The 15,073-nt window shown below is 68.8% G+C and carries 12 protein-coding genes; 4 read left to right on the forward strand and 8 right to left on the reverse strand.

Annotated features, from left to right (window positions below; translation table 11 throughout):
- Nucleotides 1-38: 38 nt before the first annotated feature.
- From OG801_RS13225 to OG801_RS13255, 7 genes are all read right to left on the reverse strand, one after another.
- Nucleotides 39-362 (reverse strand): Lsr2 family protein, encoded by a 324-nt coding sequence (locus OG801_RS13225; RefSeq protein WP_141801691.1) that lies wholly within the window; start codon nucleotides 360-362, stop codon nucleotides 39-41.
- A 123-nt stretch (nucleotides 363-485) separates the two neighbouring features.
- Entirely contained in the window at nucleotides 486-1,268 is a 783-nt protein-coding gene (locus OG801_RS13230) for a type III pantothenate kinase (protein WP_406036047.1), read from the reverse strand.
- 11 nt (nucleotides 1,269-1,279) lie between these two features.
- Nucleotides 1,280-2,209, reverse strand: coding sequence for a carboxylating nicotinate-nucleotide diphosphorylase (gene nadC, locus OG801_RS13235; RefSeq protein WP_355017493.1), 930 nt, complete (start codon nucleotides 2,207-2,209; stop codon nucleotides 1,280-1,282).
- Nucleotides 2,209-3,900 carry an L-aspartate oxidase gene (locus OG801_RS13240; protein ID WP_406036048.1) on the reverse strand — a complete coding sequence of 564 codons (1,692 nt, stop codon included), beginning with the start codon at nucleotides 3,898-3,900 and terminating at the stop codon, nucleotides 2,209-2,211. Before OG801_RS13240 ends, nadC begins: the two co-directional genes overlap by 1 nt.
- A 9-nt stretch (nucleotides 3,901-3,909) precedes the next feature.
- Nucleotides 3,910-4,335: an aspartate 1-decarboxylase gene (panD, locus tag OG801_RS13245; protein ID WP_355017491.1), complete on the reverse strand. Its 426-nt coding sequence runs from the start codon at nucleotides 4,333-4,335 to the stop codon at nucleotides 3,910-3,912.
- Nucleotides 4,332-5,198, reverse strand: a complete 867-nt coding sequence (gene panC / locus OG801_RS13250; protein ID WP_406036049.1) for a pantoate--beta-alanine ligase — start codon at nucleotides 5,196-5,198, stop codon at nucleotides 4,332-4,334. Before panC ends, panD begins: the two co-directional genes overlap by 4 nt.
- A complete protein-coding gene (locus OG801_RS13255; RefSeq protein ID WP_406036050.1) occupies nucleotides 5,198-6,118 on the reverse strand; it encodes a Rossmann-like and DUF2520 domain-containing protein in 921 nt (306 codons plus the stop codon). Before OG801_RS13255 ends, panC begins: the two co-directional genes overlap by 1 nt.
- Before the next feature lie 332 nt (nucleotides 6,119-6,450).
- Here OG801_RS13255 and OG801_RS13260 point away from each other — a divergent pair, with 332 nt between their 5' ends.
- The 3 genes from OG801_RS13260 to OG801_RS13270 all read left to right on the forward strand — a co-directional run bounded on the left by OG801_RS13260 (nucleotide 6,451) and on the right by OG801_RS13270 (nucleotide 10,585).
- Nucleotides 6,451-7,866, forward strand: a complete 1,416-nt coding sequence (locus tag OG801_RS13260; protein ID WP_406036051.1) for an SDR family NAD(P)-dependent oxidoreductase — start codon at nucleotides 6,451-6,453, stop codon at nucleotides 7,864-7,866.
- A 4-nt stretch (nucleotides 7,867-7,870) separates the two neighbouring features.
- Nucleotides 7,871-9,001 carry an acyltransferase gene (locus OG801_RS13265; protein WP_355017487.1) on the forward strand — a complete coding sequence of 377 codons (1,131 nt, stop codon included), beginning with the start codon at nucleotides 7,871-7,873 and terminating at the stop codon, nucleotides 8,999-9,001.
- Nucleotides 9,002-9,076: 75 nt separating this feature from the next.
- Complete coding sequence (locus OG801_RS13270) at nucleotides 9,077-10,585, forward strand: class I SAM-dependent methyltransferase (protein ID WP_406036052.1); 1,509 nt, start codon at nucleotides 9,077-9,079, stop codon at nucleotides 10,583-10,585.
- 38 nt (nucleotides 10,586-10,623) lie between these two features.
- On the opposite strand, the gene OG801_RS13275 is transcribed toward OG801_RS13270, so the two are convergent.
- Nucleotides 10,624-12,561, reverse strand: coding sequence for a glycosyltransferase (locus tag OG801_RS13275; protein WP_406036053.1), 1,938 nt, complete (start codon nucleotides 12,559-12,561; stop codon nucleotides 10,624-10,626).
- A gap of 147 nt (nucleotides 12,562-12,708) precedes the next feature.
- Here OG801_RS13275 and OG801_RS13280 point away from each other — a divergent pair, with 147 nt between their 5' ends.
- A complete protein-coding gene (locus OG801_RS13280) occupies nucleotides 12,709-15,054 on the forward strand; it encodes a hypothetical protein (RefSeq protein ID WP_406036054.1) in 2,346 nt (781 codons plus the stop codon).
- Nucleotides 15,055-15,073 lie beyond the last annotated feature (19 nt).

The raw sequence follows: 15,073 nt of genomic DNA on the forward strand, positions 1-15,073 counted from the left end.
CGCGACAGCCGGACGCTCGGTGCGGTGAGACCGGTTTGTCAGTGAGCCGCTTCGAAAGCCGCTCGGACGTCGGCCGGAATGCGACCACGGTCGGGAACGGTGTAACCGTTGGCCTTCCCCCACTCGCGCATGACCTTCGGGGTCGAGCCACCGGCGGCGGGCGCCTTCTTGGCGCTGCCGCGACGGCCGCTCACCTTCTGGGCATGGCCGACGAAGAGCGCGAGAGAATCACGAAGCTTTGCCGCATTGGCATCGCTGAGATCAATCTCGTAGGACGTGCCGTCCAGGGCAAAAGACACCGTCTCAGCAGCTTCCGAGCCATCGATGTCATCCTCGAGGATGATCTGAACCTTCTTAGCCATGTTCCTACCTTCACTGCTCTTCTTCACCCGGAAACGGGCCGAATATAGCCATCGCCGTTAAGCGAGATGCCCATAGCATTACATACGATCCGGATGAATCAACAGGTCGGCATACTGAAAAGACTAACGAACGGCATTTCGCTGGAATATGAGTTCCAGTCCTTGCATCGTCAGCCACGGAGAATGCGCCGAGAAGCATTTACTCTCGTCGAGAACGAACTCAGCCAGATAGCCGGTCGCAATCACGGTCACTTCCTCGGCGGAGTCACCCAGCTCGGCGATGATCCGAGCGACCAGACCTTCGACCTGCGCGGCGACCCCGAAGACCATTCCGGACTGCAGCGCCTCGACCGTGTTCTTGGCGATCACCGACCGCGGGCGGGCGAGCTCGACCTTGCGCAGCTGGGCACCGCGCCGCCCCAGCGCCTCCAGCGACAGCTCGATCCCGGGCAGGATCGCGCCACCGACGTACTGTCCCGCGGCGTTGACCACGTCGAAGGTCGTCGCCGTGCCACCGAAGTCGACCACGATCGCGGGGCCGCCGTGGAGAGCCAACGCCGCGACCGCGTTGGCGATCCGGTCGGTGCCGACCTCGCGCGGGTTGTCCATCAGGATCGGGATGCCGGAGCGTACGCCGGGCTCGACCACCACGCTCTCGATCGAGCCGAGATGGCGGGCGATCATCTCGCGCCACTCGTGCAGGACCGAGGGCACCGTCGCGCACACGACTACGCCGTCCACATTCGCCACCAACGCGTCGCCGAGAATTCCCCGCAGCAGCGCCCACCACTCGTCGGCGGTCCGGTGCTCGAGCGTGGAGACCCGCCAGTCCGCGGACACGACGCCGTCGGCTATCAGCCCGATGACCGTGTGGCTGTTGCCGATGTTGACGGCGAGCAAAGACATGGCGGGACGCCTCAGCCCTCGGACAGGTCGAAGCCGATGTCGAAGACCTTCACCGAGTGGGTCAGCGCACCGACGGAGAGATAGTCGACACCGGTCTCGGCGACCTCGCGGGCCCGGTCCAGGGTCAGCCCACCGGAGGCCTCGAGCACCGCACGCCCGGCGGTGATCTCGACGGCTTCCTTCATCGTCGCGGTCGACATGTTGTCGAGCATGATCCGGCCGCAACCGGCGTCGAGGAGCGCCTTGAGCTCCTCGAGCGTCGTCACCTCGACCTCGATCGGCACGTCCGGGTAGGCGAACTTCACGGCCTCATAGGCCTGCACCGCGCCACCCGCAGCGACGATGTGGTTGTCCTTGACCAGCGCCATGTCGGAGAGCGACATCCGGTGGTTGGCGCCGCCGCCACAACGGACGGCGTATTTCTCCAGCGCCCGGAAGCCGGGCAGCGTCTTGCGGGTGTCGAGGACCTGCGCGCCGGTCCCTTCCAGCGCCTCGGTCCAGGCCGCGACGCCGGTGGCGACGCCGGAGAGGTGGGAGGCGTAGTTGAGCGCCGTACGCTCCGCGGTCAGCAGCCCGCGGGTCGGCCCGGCGATCCGCATGATGACGTCCCCGGCCTTCACCTTCGAGCCGTCCTTGACGCGGTCGGTGACCGTGACCGAGTCACCCATGACGTACGCGAAGACGAGCTCGGCCACGCCGAGGCCGGCAACAACGCCCTCCTCACGAGCGGCGAAGACGCCGATCCCGGTCGAGTCGGGGGCGATGGTGGCCACCGAGGTGACGTCCTCGCTGGGCATCTCCCCGGGAGCGGACGTGGGCAGGTCCTCGTCGAGAGCGAGCTCCACAGCGTCGTAGACCTCGCCGGCGTCCAGGCCGGCCTTGGTCAGCTCGTCGCGCAGCGGCTGCGGGATCTCGTCGAAGGGCACGCGTCGGATGGTCATCAGGCTCCTGCCAGGTTTGACTGGGTTGACTGGGTTGGTTGGGACGGGGTCTGGGACGGGTCGGTCGCTGGGGCCGGGGTGAAGATGGCGACAGTCTCGCCGTCCCGGAGTCTCAGGTCGAAGTGGCCGGCGAACTCGGCGTCGTCGCGCTCGGCGAAGTCCTCGCGCCAGTGGGAGCCGCGGGTCTCCTCGCGCAGCAGTGCGGACTTCGCCAGCGCGAGCGAGACGGTCAGCAGGTTGGTCGCCTCCCAGGCGGCCGGGTCGATCGCGGTGGCCGGGGTGCTCCCGAGCTGCTCGAGCTCGTCGATCGCCTCGGCGAGACCGGTCGCGTTGCGGAGGACGCCCACCTTGGTCGTCATGGTCTCCTGCAGCTGCTTGAGCGCGGTGCCGGGGACCAGCGCGCGCCCGGCCCCGGGACCAGGGGCCGGATCCTCCAGCTGCCGCAGCTCGCCGGGCAGGACCTCGGCGATGCGGCGCGAGAAGACCAGCCCCTCGAGCAGCGAGTTGGAGGCGAGCCGGTTGGCGCCGTGGACACCGCTGCAGGCGACCTCACCGGTGGCGTAGAGCCCGGGCACGTCCGAACGGCCCCACAGGTCGGTGCGTACGCCGCCGGAGGCGTAGTGACACGCCGGGGCGACGGGGATCAGATCGACGGACGGGTCGACGCCGTGCTGTTCGCAGGAGGCGAGGATGTTGGGGAACCGTTTCTCCCAGAACTCACGACCGAGGTGACGGGCGTCGAGCCACATGTTGGGGTGTCCGGTCTCCAGCATCCGCTTCATGATCGCCTTGGAGACGATGTCGCGCGGAGCCAGGTCGCCGAGCTCGTGCACGCCCTCCATCAGCCGGTTGCCGTCCCAGTCGACCAGGAAGGCGCCCTCGCCGCGTACGGCCTCGGAGATCAGCGGCTGCTGGCCGCGGGAGTCCTCGCCCAGATACATCACGGTGGGGTGGAACTGGACGAACTCGAGGTCGCGCAGGGTCGCACCGGCCCGCAGCGCGATCGCCATCCCATCGGCGGTGGCGACGGCGGGGTTGGTGGTCTGCGAAAACACCTGGCCGAGACCGCCGGAGGCGAGCACGACAGCACGGGTACGCACGATCCCGACGCCGTCGGCATCGCCCTCGCCCATCACGTGGATGGTCAGGCCGGCGACACCGCCGTCGGCGGCGGTCAGCAGGTCGACGACCATCGCGTGCTCGAAGACCAGGATCTCCGGCGCCCGCCGGACGGCCTCCATCAGCGCGCGCTGGATCTCGGCACCGGTCGCGTCGCCGTCGGCGTGCGCGATCCGGTCCCTTCGATGACCGCCCTCACGGGTGAGCGAGAGGTTGCCGGAGGGGTCCTTGTCGAACTCGGCACCCCACTCGATCAGCTCGCGGACCGCCTCGGCGCCCTCGCCGACCAGGACGCGTACGGCCTCCAGGTCGCACGCCCCGGCGCCTGCCACGAGTGTGTCGACCTCGTGCTGAGCAGGGGTGTCGCCCTCGCCGAGAGCCGCCGCGATGCCGCCCTGAGCCCACTGCGTCGAACCGGCCTTGAGCTCGTCCTTGGTGACGACGGCGACCCGCTCGACCTGGTCCTTCAGCCGCAGCGCCGCGGTCAGCCCGGCGATCCCCGAGCCCACCACGATCACGTCTGCCCACTCGGTCCAGCCCGGATCGCGGGCGGAGAGCAGCTGCATGTTCATAGCCGCACGCTACTGCGTGAGAACGAGCGGCCCACGCATCTGGTCGGTCCCTGGAACCGGCTCGCTCCTGTCGGAGCCGAGCGCGATGATGTGGTTGACCTCGTCGACGTGCACGACGTGCGGCTCGAAAGCCTTCGCCTCCTCGGTGGTCATCTGCGCGTACGCGATCAGGATGACCAGGTCGCCGGGGTGGACCAGATGGGCGGCGGCGCCGTTGATGCCGAGTACGCCGCTGCCGCGCTCGCCCGCGATCGTGTAGGTCTCCAGGCGGGCACCGTTGGTGATGTCGACGATGGAGACCAGCTCGCCGGGGAGGATGTCCGCGGCGTCGAGGAGGTCGGCGTCGACGGTGACCGAGCCGACGTAGTGGAGGTCTGCCTGGGTGACCGTGGCGCGGTGGATCTTGCCGGTCATCATGGTGCGCAGACGAGTCATCGGGATGCTCCGATCGTGAGGCTCATGTTGTCGATGAGTCGAGTGGTGCCGACGCGGGCGGCGACGAGGATCCGGGCTTCGGTGGCCGGCTCCGGGTTGGCGGGCAGCTCTGCCAGCGCAGGATCGGTGACCACGAGGTAGTCCACGTCGACCCCCTTCGCCCGGCGCAGCTCGGCGCGGGCCGCGTGGAGCGCGGCCTCGACTCCGTGGGCGGCCTCGCGCTGGGCGGCGTAGAGCGCCCGCGACAGGGTCGTCGCCTCCTCCCGCTGCTCGGGCGAGAGGTAGCGGTTGCGCGAGGAGAGCGCCAGACCGTCGGGCTCGCGCTGCGTCGGTGCGCCGACGACGTCGACGCCGAGGCACAGGTCGGCCGACATCCGGCGGATCAGCGCGAGCTGCTGGTAGTCCTTCTGACCGAAGACGGCAACATCAGGCTTGACCAGCCCGAACAGCTTCGCGACGACGGTGAGCACACCGCCGAAGTGGCCCGGCCGGGTCTTGCCCTCGAGCACGTCACCGAGGTCGCCGGGGGCCACGGTCACCTGCGGCAGCCCGCCGGGATAGACGTCGTCCACCGACGGCGCGAAGACGACGTCGACACCCTCACGCTCGCAGACCTCGAGGTCGGCCTCGAGCGTGCGCGGGTAGCGGTCGAGGTCCTCCCCCGCGCCGAACTGCAGCGGGTTGACGAAGATCGAGACGACGACGGGACCACCGCCGACCCGCTCGCGGGCGACGCGCATCAGCGACGCGTGGCCCTCGTGGAGCGCACCCATGGTGGGCACGAACCCAACGGGAGTGCCCTCGCGACGGGCGGGGTCGAGGAGCTTTGCGAGCTCTTCGCGGGTCGATGCCAGTTCGCTCATCACTGGTTCCAGGTGTGGATCGGACGCGGGAGGGGCTGCACAGCGGCCTTGTCTGCATCATCGAGCAGGTTCTTGATCTTGAGCGCCCGGATGGGCAGCAGCCGCCCGTCGGAGACGGCCCGGTCGAGCGTGGCTCGCGCCATGGAGACGTACGACGCCAGGGTCTGCGGAGCGTTGGTGCGGATGTCGTCGAGGTGGGCGGCCACCGTGCCGACGTCGCCGCGGACGATCGGACCGGTCAGCGCGGCGTCGCCGTGGTCCAGGGCGTTGTCGAGGGCGGCCGTCAACAGCGGCCGCAGCGTGCCCGCGGGGTCGGTGGCGCCGGCGGCGGCGAGGATCTCCATCGCCTCGGTGACCAGGGTGACCAGGTGGTTCGCGCCGTGGGCAAGCCCGGCGTGGTAGAGCGTCCGCATCTCCTCGGGCACCCACATCGGCTTGCCGCCGAGATCATGGACCAGCGCCTCGGCGAAGGCCCGGTCGGCGGGAGTGGCGGCGGTCAGGCCGAAGACGCAGCCGGAGAGCCGGGCGAGGTCGACCGAGGTGCCGGAGAAGGTCATCGCCGGGTGGACGGCCATCACATGGGCGCCGATCGCGGTGGCCGGCTCGAGGATCGCCAGGCCATGGCGGCCGGAGGTGTGCGCGACGTACATCCCGGGCCGGATGGCGCCGGCGTCGGTCATCGTCTTGACGACGTTGCCGAGCATGTCGTCGGGGACGGTGAGAAGAAGGAGGTCGCACGCGCGAGCGACAGCGGTCGGCTTCTCGACCGGGACCCCCGGGAGAAGCGCGGCGATGCGCGCGCGAGAGGCATCCGACTCTCCCGCGACAGCCACGATCTCGTGACCCGCGGACTGCAGCGCGGCTGCTAGGACAGCCCCGACGCGACCCGCGCCGACGACGCCCACCCTGAGTGGGTTCATGGTTGTAGACCTTTCGTTCCAGTCCCTCCGACCACTCCCCCTTGTGAGCGGAGCCGGGATGGGTACCAGACGTTGTGCCTGTCTCCTCGGCCACCGTGACCGAGCAGTAATGCTTCGGGCTTCGCTTCAGCGAAGACGAAACAAAGGTACGCCGCCGGACATCCTTCCGAAACATCAAGCTGCCGTGACTGCCATCACACCGGCGTACGGCCGCCGCGGATCACACGCCGAACCAACGGCTCGGTATCACCTCGCACCCAGCATTGGAGTCATTCCCGCGCATCGTGGAAGAATCCACGGCTCCTCGTCATCTATCAAAGGGTCAGAGTTCAGTGCTTCGTAACGTTGCCGTGCTGCTTGCCGGCGGTGTGGGCTCCCGCGTGGGTCTCGACATCCCGAAGCAGCTCATCAAGATCGCAGGCATGCCGATCATGGAGCACACCCTCGGCGTGCTCGACCGCCACCCGCAGATCGACGAGATCATCATCCTGATGGCCCCCGGCCACCTCGACGCCGTGCACGCGATGACCCGCGACGGCCGCTACCCGAAGGTCTCCAAGATCCTCGAGGGCGCCGACACCCGCAACGAGACGACCAAGCTCGCCCTGGCCGCCCTCCCCGAGGGCGAGGACTGCAACGTACTCCTCCACGACGCCGTACGTCCGCTGCTCAGCGAGGACGTCATCACCGACTGCTTCAAGGCGCTGGTGACCTACCAGGCCGTCGACGTGGCCATCCCGTCCGCGGACACGATCATCGAGCTCAACGACGACAACACCATCTCGCAGATCCCGGACCGCTCGCGGCTGCGCCGCGGCCAGACCCCGCAGGCCTTCCTCGCCTCGACTCTGAAGCGGGCCTATGAGATCGCCGACCAGGACCCTGAGTTCCGGGCGACCGACGACTGCAGCGTCGTGCTGAAGTATCTGCCCGAGACCAAGATCTGGGTGGTCGACGGTCACGAGCAGAACATGAAGGTCACCGAGCCGATCGACGTCTACATCGCCGACAAGCTCTTCCAGCTCACCGCTCACCAGCAGTTCCCGCAGAAGGCGGAGGCCGACTACCGGGCCGCCCTCGAGGGCAAGAACATGGTCGTCTTCGGCGGCAGCTACGGCATCGGCGCCGACATCGCGGAGCTGGCCGAGTCCTACGGCGCCAACGTCGCCTCCTACAGCCGCTCGGCCACCAGCACCGACGTCGCGAAGCGGGCCGACATCGTCGCCGCGGCGGCCGACGCCGGCAAGCGCTTCGGTTCGATCGACTTCGTGGTCAACACCGCTGGCGTGCTGCCGCGCGGCGAGCTCGCCACCGTCTCGGAGGAGACGATCTACAGCGCGACCGAGATCAACTACATCGCGCCGGTCCTGATCGCCCAGGAGTTCTTCCCCTACCTCGCCCGGGCGAAGGGCTCGCTCCTCTTCTTCACCTCGAGCTCCTACACCCGCGGTCGCCGCGGCTACGCGCTCTACTCCTCCGCGAAGGCGGCCACGGTCAACCTGACCCAGGCCCTCGCCGACGAGTGGGCCGACCAGGGCGTACGCGTCAACGCGATCAACCCCGAGCGCACCGGCACCCCGATGCGTACCAAGGCGTTCGGTCAGGAGCCGTCCCACACGCTGCTGGAGTCGAAGGCGGTCGCCCGGGCCTCGCTGGACACCCTGATCGCGTCGAGCACCGGCCACGTCATCGACCTGCGCCGCATCGACCCGATCCAGGAGGCCCTGGACGCTGCGGCCGGGAACTGACCCGATGACCAGCGCCCCGACCGTCTCCGCGGACACGGCCCCCGCCTCGACACCCACGCCCGAGCCGAAGAAGGCCGTACGCCGATCCCGCCTCGGCGCGCTCGACGCGCTCCGCTTCATCGCGGCAGCCGTCGTCGTCGGCTACCACCTCACCGGCATCGCGACCCCTTACTGGGGTCTCGATCCCCGGGAGGTCTTCCCGACCCTCAACCACGTCACCCGCTACGGCTACCTCGGCGTGGAGCTCTTCTTCATCATCAGCGGCTTCGTGATCCTGATGACCGCGTGGGGTCGCGACCTGCCCCGTTTCGTCTCGTCCCGCGTCGCCCGGCTGTTCCCGGCCTATTGGGTCGCCGTCATCATCACGCTGGTCCTCCAGGCCTACTGGAAGGGCGGCCGTGACCAGGGGTTCGTCGGCGGCCTGATCAACATGACGATGACGCAGGATGCCTGGAACGTACTCAGTGCCCAGGGTGCCTTCTGGACGCTCTGGATCGAGCTCAAGTTCTACCTGCTGATCGGCGTCTTCCTGCTCGTCGGGATCACCAAGCAGCGCGTGATCGCGGTCGTGTTCCTGTGGCCGCTGCTGGCCCAGATCGCCCGCGCCACCGACTCCGGCATGCTCAACTCGCTCCTGTTCGCCGAGTACGCCCCGTTCTTCGCGATGGGCATGGCGCTGTTCCTGATCTACCGGTTCGGCAACTCGTTCATCGCCTGGCTCGCGGTGGCCTACAACGTGATCCTGGGCATCCGCCAGGCGACGGAGTACGCCGACCGGGCCACGGAGCTCGTCGGCGCCACCGTCTCGCCGGTGATCACCGGCTGGGCGATCGTGGGATTCGCGGCGCTCGTCTGGCTGGTCTCGGCCGGTCCGCTGGGCCGGGTGGAGGCGCGCTTCCTGACGACTCTCGGGGCGCTGACCTATCCGCTCTACCTGATCCACGCGCAGTTCGCGTTCTGGATCATCGACATGTTCCACGGCCGCTACGACGAGTACGTGGTCCTGGCCGCTGCCGTATCGACCGCCCTCGTGCTGGCCGTCGCGCTCCACTACCTCGTCGAGCGCCGCCTCCACGACCCGGTGCGCGACGCCGTCCTGCGTGGTTTACGGGAGACTCCGCTTCAGGGGCGCTAATGTCGCTCCATGTGGCCCAGAGCCCGGCAGGATCGCGGCACAACGGTTCAGCCCCGGCACATCAATCCATCCCGAGTGCGTCTCCGCCAGGAGATGGCGCGCTTCGCCAAAGGCACCAAGCGTGGCATGCGTGTCCTCGACGCCGGTGCGGGCCGCTCGCCCTACCGGAAGCTGTTCAAGCACGCCCACTACGAGGCTGCTGACTTCGCCCAGCTGAGCTCGGCGTACGCACCCCTGGACTACGTCTGCGACATCACCGACATCCCGGTCGATGACGGCAGCTTCGACCGAGTGATCTGCAACCAGGTCCTCGAGCACGTGCCCGAGCCGGAGAAGGCCATCGCGGAGCTCTACCGCGTGCTCAAGCCGGGCGGGCGGATCTTCCTCTCCGCGCCCCTCTTCTTCGCCGAGCACCAGAAGCCCTACGACTTCTTCCGCTACACCCAGTTCTCGCTGCGGAAGATGTTCGAGGAGGCGGGCTTCGAGATCGCCAGGATGAACTGGCTCGAGGGCTACTTCGGGACGGTCGCCTACAGCTACCAGATGATGGCGAAGAACCTCCCCGCGAGCGTCGGTGAGCTCCGCGGACGGGGTCTGCGCTGGAAGCTCGCCTACGTCGCCCCGATCGTGCTCCTCAACCGGAAGCTCGCGCTCCGGCTCAGCCGCCTCTACGCGCGCCTGGAGGTCTCCGGCCGCCGCTTCGAGCGCGGGATGCCGAAGAACTACGTCGTGGTCGCGCGTAAGCCCGCCGACGGGACGCCCCCCGCATCGAAGCAGCCCGAGACCGAGACGAAGACCCAGACGAAGGCCGTCCCGACCATGGCCGAGCTCCAGGCCGAGGTCGAGAGGCTGAGGACGGAGACCGTACGCACCCGGGAGTCCCTGCGCGACCCGCTGGTCGACCTCCCCCTTCCGGCCGAGGTCCGCACCGTCCTCGACGGTGTCCGCGCCGAGCACCTGACCTACCTCAAGCCCGAGAACCTGCAGGTGCTCGCCCGCCAGGTGCTGGACGCCGATATCCAGGCCCGGCCCGGCCTGATCATCGAGACCGGGGCGGCGCTCGGCGGCTCCTCGATCGTGATGGCCGCGGCGAAGGACCCGAAGCGGCCGATGCGGGTCTACGACGTCTTCGGGATGATTCCGGAGCCGTCCGAGCGCGACGGCGACGACGTGCACAAGCGCTACCGGAAGATCGTCAGCGGCACGTCGAAGGGCATCGGCGGAGAGACCTACTACGGCTATCGCGACAACCTCTACGACGAGGTCAGCGACTCATTCACCAGGCACGGGATCGATCCGGCGCAGCACAACGTCGAGCTGGTGCAGGGCCTGTTCCAGGACACGCTGAAGATCGACGAACCGGTCGCCTTCGCCCACCTCGACGGTGACTGGTACGAGTCGACGATGACCTGCTTGGAACGGATCGCCCCCCACCTTGTCGTGGGGGGACGGATCGTGCTCGACGACTACTTCCACTACAGCGGGTGCCGCGACGCGGTTGACGAGTATTTCAAGGACCGTCCCGGGTTCCGGATGGAGCGGCGTACGAAGTTACACGTCGTACGTGTCGGAATACCCGGTTAACCGGGTATTCCTGCACCCAGACCCTGAGGCCCGCCGGGTCAGCGTCGCTGCAGGTGAAGGACGTCGTTCGGACCGAACGACACCTCGAAGTTCGGGCGCACCTCGCGTGGCCGGCCGAGCTTGGTCTCCCAGTTCCAGTTGTGGACCGTGAACCGGAGCCGTAGGTCGAGGTTGCGCGCCCTCTCCGAGAACTCCTCGAAGACCTCCGCGAGGTCGAACCTGGAGGCGAGCCTGAACTCGCCCCGGCCCTCGGACGAGACCTCGAGCGGCAGCGCGGCCACCTCGCCGGTCTCGTTGCAGACGGCGTCGAGGGTGACGATGCGGTCCGCCATCACACCCTTCGGCCACTCCCCCATCACGGTGAGCATGGCGTCGAAGCGGAGCGTACGAGAGTCACGGAAGGCGGCCGAGCTGGCCTGGGTGCGGCCCAGGCGGCTGGCCGGACCCGGCAGTCGAGTCGCGACGCCCTCGGGCATCGGGCGCGCCCAGCCGAGGGCGTGGACGTCGAGCCGGGCGCGTGCCTTCTCGATCCGGCCCGGTCGCTGCGCGACGGCGCCCGCGAAGGCGACCCGCCAGTCATCGAGGAAGGCGCGCCAGTCGTGCTTGCTCGCCTTCTCCAGGGCCTTGCGGGACATCTCGGCCACCTTCTCGGGGGCGTCGATCATCTGGATGCAGCGCTCGGCGACCGCGTCCATGTCCTCGGCCTCGACGATGAAGCCGTCGACCCCGTCGCTGATCTGCTCGCGCGGACCGTAGTTGATGTCGTAGCTGATCACCGGGCAGCCGAAGGAGAGCGACTCGAGGGTCGCCAGCGGGTAGCCCTCGTTGACGCTGGTCATGATGAACCCGGTGGCGTGCAGCAGCGCTTCCTTGGCTCGCGGGTCGTGACCCATGAGCTGGACGTTCTTGCCGACGTCGAGGGTCTCGATCAGGTCGGCGAGCGGCTTGTAGAGCTTGCCGTCACCGTAGATCTGGAACTTGGCCTCCGGACGCTTCTCGATCACCTTCGCGAAGGCCTTGATGGCGTGCTCGAGGCGCTTCTGCGGCTCGAGCCGGGCGACGGTGACGAACGTCGCCGGCTCCCGCTGAGGCATCGTCTCGGGCAGCACCGGCAGCTCGACCGGGTTGGGCACCACGAACCGGTGCGAGGTCGAGCCGTAGCGCATCGCGATGTGCTCGGACTGACGATGGGTCAGGTTCACCAGCGCGTCGTACTCATGGATGTTGTCGAGCAGCGGGGCGTACTTGCCCGAGAGCTGGGAGTTCCAGCGCCGTTCCTTCACGACATGGTTGTTGTGCATGAGGTGGAGGAAGTAGAAGCGGTCGTCCTGGCGGGGCATGACGTCACGCAGCGCGAACCGGGAGTCGGTCACGAAGAAGACCCGCTCGGCGTCGCCGGCGAGCAGCTCGAGCCAGTGCCACAGCCAGCCGCCCACGGTCTCCCACGACCGGATCGGGAGCCCCTCGGCGTCGGTGAGGATGTACGGCACCCGGGACGCGGCCGGGGCACCCGGACCCGGCGCCCGCAGGTAGATCGACCCGTCGGCGCGACGGTAGTCGCGCGCCAGGTCCTTCCCCGACTGCGAGTGGGCGGTGTAGTAGACGGTGCCGTCGGGGTGGAGTACGTCCGAGATGGTCGTGCCGGCCACCTCGCCCAGCTGGCCCCCGAGCGCGGCCACGGACTCGTCCGGCGCGTCGGTCGGGGTGTTCAGCCGGTACCACTCGTAGAGGTTGAGGAGGTCCATGCCCTCGACCAGCTGGCCGGATTCGCGCAGGACCTCGCGCACCTCGTCGTAGACGGGCTTCGACTCGGTGGTCAGCAGCGTGGTCGGGATCCCGGTGTGCTGCGTGATCAGGCGGTTGCGCATGATCATCGCCCGCGTCTGCCCGCCGAACTTGGTCGCGATCTCGTTGCACATCGTGAGGTAGCGGCCCTCGGGGAACGCCACCTGCTCGTGGGGGTTGGGGATCGGCATGCGCAGAGATTAGTCGGCGTCTTTGGGGATTGCCGATTCTTCGGGCAGGATATCCGGCCGGGATCATAGGGGGAAACGTGTGAACGGACCGCGAACATCGCGGCTCCGCCCGACGACACTGCGTCGAACCATCAATGAAGGAGTCCCATGGCCAGCCCAGCTCGACGACTCGCTCGCCAGCTGCTTCCCGAGCGCCTGCGTCAGAGCCTGACCGCTCGCGTCCCGTCCATCTCGGAGGGTGCGCCGCAGGACTCTAAGCCGGCGCCGATCTCCATCGAGGTCGAACCGCTCGTCGTCGCCGCTGATCTCGACGGTGCGGTCAACGCCGCCGGCGGCGGTTTCTACGAGCGCGCCTGGGCCCTCTTCCAGGGGATCCCGGTCGAGGAGTGGGCCGCCAAGGCCGCCGACGAGTACGTCATGTCCGGCCTCCACGTCGACCCCGAGGCGACCCGCGCGACCCTGCGCGACCTCGCCGCGTCCGGCGCGGCGTACGTCCCGGGCCGCGCGTGGCTCGCGATGACCAGCCGCGTCTTCGGCTTCGGCGACCAGGAGCTGGCCCGCAGCCTCTACGCCCGGCTCGACGAGGCCGTCGGCGACGGCACCAACGGCGACACCAAGTGGGTCGTCGAGAGCCGTGACTGGCTGCGCCCGTGGGTCGCCGCCGACAACGACGAGCCCGACGCCCCGGCCGCGCCGGAGGGCACCGTCTCCTACGCCGTCGTCGACTACGGCCACCCCGGCCGCTCCCGCGCCTCCGCCAACATCGGCGACCACGTCCAGACCGTCGCCTCGCTCGGTCACGTGGTGCGCCACCGCGACCTCGAGTTCACCGGCGAGTCCGAGCTCGACGACATGGCCAACCGGCTGCGCGAGCGGGTCCGCCCCGAGCGCGTCCGCGAGGGCCTGTCCGCCAAGGTCCAGCTGATGACCCTGCAGCGCGACGCGTCGATGTACCAGCCGGTCCCGAAGGACACCTGGATGCTCGGCTTCGGGTGGTACATGCACCCGATCTTCGAGATGCGCTACGGGATGCCGTTCCACAAGAACCTGCGCCCGATCTTCGTCTCGTTCCACTGCAGCACCCGCGCCATGATGACCGACGAGACGATCGAGTACCTCAAGAAGTACGCCCCGATCGGCTGCCGCGACTGGACGACCGTCGACATCCTGCTCTCCGTCGGCGTGCCCGCCTTCTTCTCCGGCTGCCTCACCACCACGGTCTCGACGGTCTTCCCCGACGCCACCGAGCTGCCCGGCCCGGACGCGCCGGTCGGCTACGTCGACGTCTTCGACGGCAGCATCCCCGAGGGCGCCCCGACCTACGCCCAGGGCGGCCTCGACGAGGTCCGCTTCCGGCCGTTCGTACAGAACATCGACGACGCGATCACGATGCTCGAGGGCTACCGTCGCGACCACCGCAAGCTGGCCACCAGCCGCCTGCACTGCTACCTGCCCGGTCGCAGCATCGGCATCGACATCGACTTCCGCCCGAAGAACCTCTCCGACCCGCGCTTCGCCGGCCTCAACCCGCTCACCCCCGCCGAGTTCGACGGCATCCGGGAGAGCATGAACGACCGGCTCGAGACGATCCTCACCAAGATCTTCTCCGGCGCCAGCGTCGAGGAGGTCTACACGCAGTGGCGCGAGATGAACGCCGCCGAGGTCGAGATCGCCCGTGAGCGCCGGGCCGGTGCCCGCAAGGTGGGCGATCTGGTCAGCTCGATCGCCGAGGACGTACGCAGCAACTCGGTCAGCACCCCGGAGCAGGTCCCGGCCGACGCGATCCACGTCGCCGTCTCGGCCCGCCCGAAGCAGCGCCCGAAGCTGCGCCGGCTGATCAAGTCCATCGCCGCCTACTCGTCCCGTCCGGTCCACCTGTGGGTCCAGACCGGTGGCACCGACCTGCGGCTCGACGAGCTCGCCCGGCCGGGGATCACGCTCAGCGCCCTGGACGTGTCCGGCTTCGACGGCATCAAGCAGCCCGACGGCAGCACGCTCCCGATCGGCCAGGTCGAGCGGCTCGTGGTCGCCGACCTGCTCCCCGACGTCGACAAGCTCGTCATCCTTCCGGTCTCCGCCGTGCTGACCGAGGACATCGCCGGGCTCGCCGACACCGACCTGGAGGGCAACCTGGTGGCTGCCACCGACGTCGTCGGCACGCGCGCGGTCAGCGGTTTCCAGCAGATCCACGCCGCCGCCAACAAGCAGGCCGAGCGCACCACCGAGGCGGCCGATCTGCGTCGGGACGGCCACCAGCGGCACGCCTTCGACTTCGACGCCTTCGACATCGACGTGCTCGTGCTGGACGCCGCTCAGTGGCGCGCTCAGGACCTGCTCACCTCGCTGGCGCCCTATGTCGAGACGTACGGGATGACCTACCGCAACGTGCTCCTCCTCGAGGTCGGCCCGCACCGCGCGGTCCTGCCGGAGCGCTGGAACGCGATCCCCGGCAAGACCGCGGTGGCCAAGCCGGCTCTCGCCCGGCTGCCGTGATCCTGGCCTGAGGCCCTAG

Source organism: Nocardioides sp. NBC_00163, assembly GCF_045206295.1.
Classification (GTDB): Bacteria; Actinomycetota; Actinomycetes; order Propionibacteriales; family Nocardioidaceae; genus Nocardioides.

Coding starts and splice junctions, on each gene's coding strand:
- OG801_RS13230 (WP_406036047.1), bottom strand. CDS start 1,268: ATGTCTTTGCTCGCCGTCAACATCGGCAACAGCCACACGGTCATCGGG.
- OG801_RS13225 (WP_141801691.1), bottom strand. CDS start 362: ATGGCTAAGAAGGTTCAGATCATCCTCGAGGATGACATCGATGGCTCG.
- panC (WP_406036049.1), bottom strand. CDS start 5,198: ATGAGCGAACTGGCATCGACCCGCGAAGAGCTCGCAAAGCTCCTCGAC.
- OG801_RS13280 (WP_406036054.1), top strand. CDS start 12,709: ATGGCCAGCCCAGCTCGACGACTCGCTCGCCAGCTGCTTCCCGAGCGC.
- OG801_RS13240 (WP_406036048.1), bottom strand. CDS start 3,900: ATGAACATGCAGCTGCTCTCCGCCCGCGATCCGGGCTGGACCGAGTGG.
- panD (WP_355017491.1), bottom strand. CDS start 4,335: ATGACTCGTCTGCGCACCATGATGACCGGCAAGATCCACCGCGCCACG.
- OG801_RS13265 (WP_355017487.1), top strand. CDS start 7,871: ATGACCAGCGCCCCGACCGTCTCCGCGGACACGGCCCCCGCCTCGACA.
- nadC (WP_355017493.1), bottom strand. CDS start 2,209: ATGACCATCCGACGCGTGCCCTTCGACGAGATCCCGCAGCCGCTGCGC.
- OG801_RS13275 (WP_406036053.1), bottom strand. CDS start 12,561: ATGCCGATCCCCAACCCCCACGAGCAGGTGGCGTTCCCCGAGGGCCGC.
- OG801_RS13255 (WP_406036050.1), bottom strand. CDS start 6,118: ATGAACCCACTCAGGGTGGGCGTCGTCGGCGCGGGTCGCGTCGGGGCT.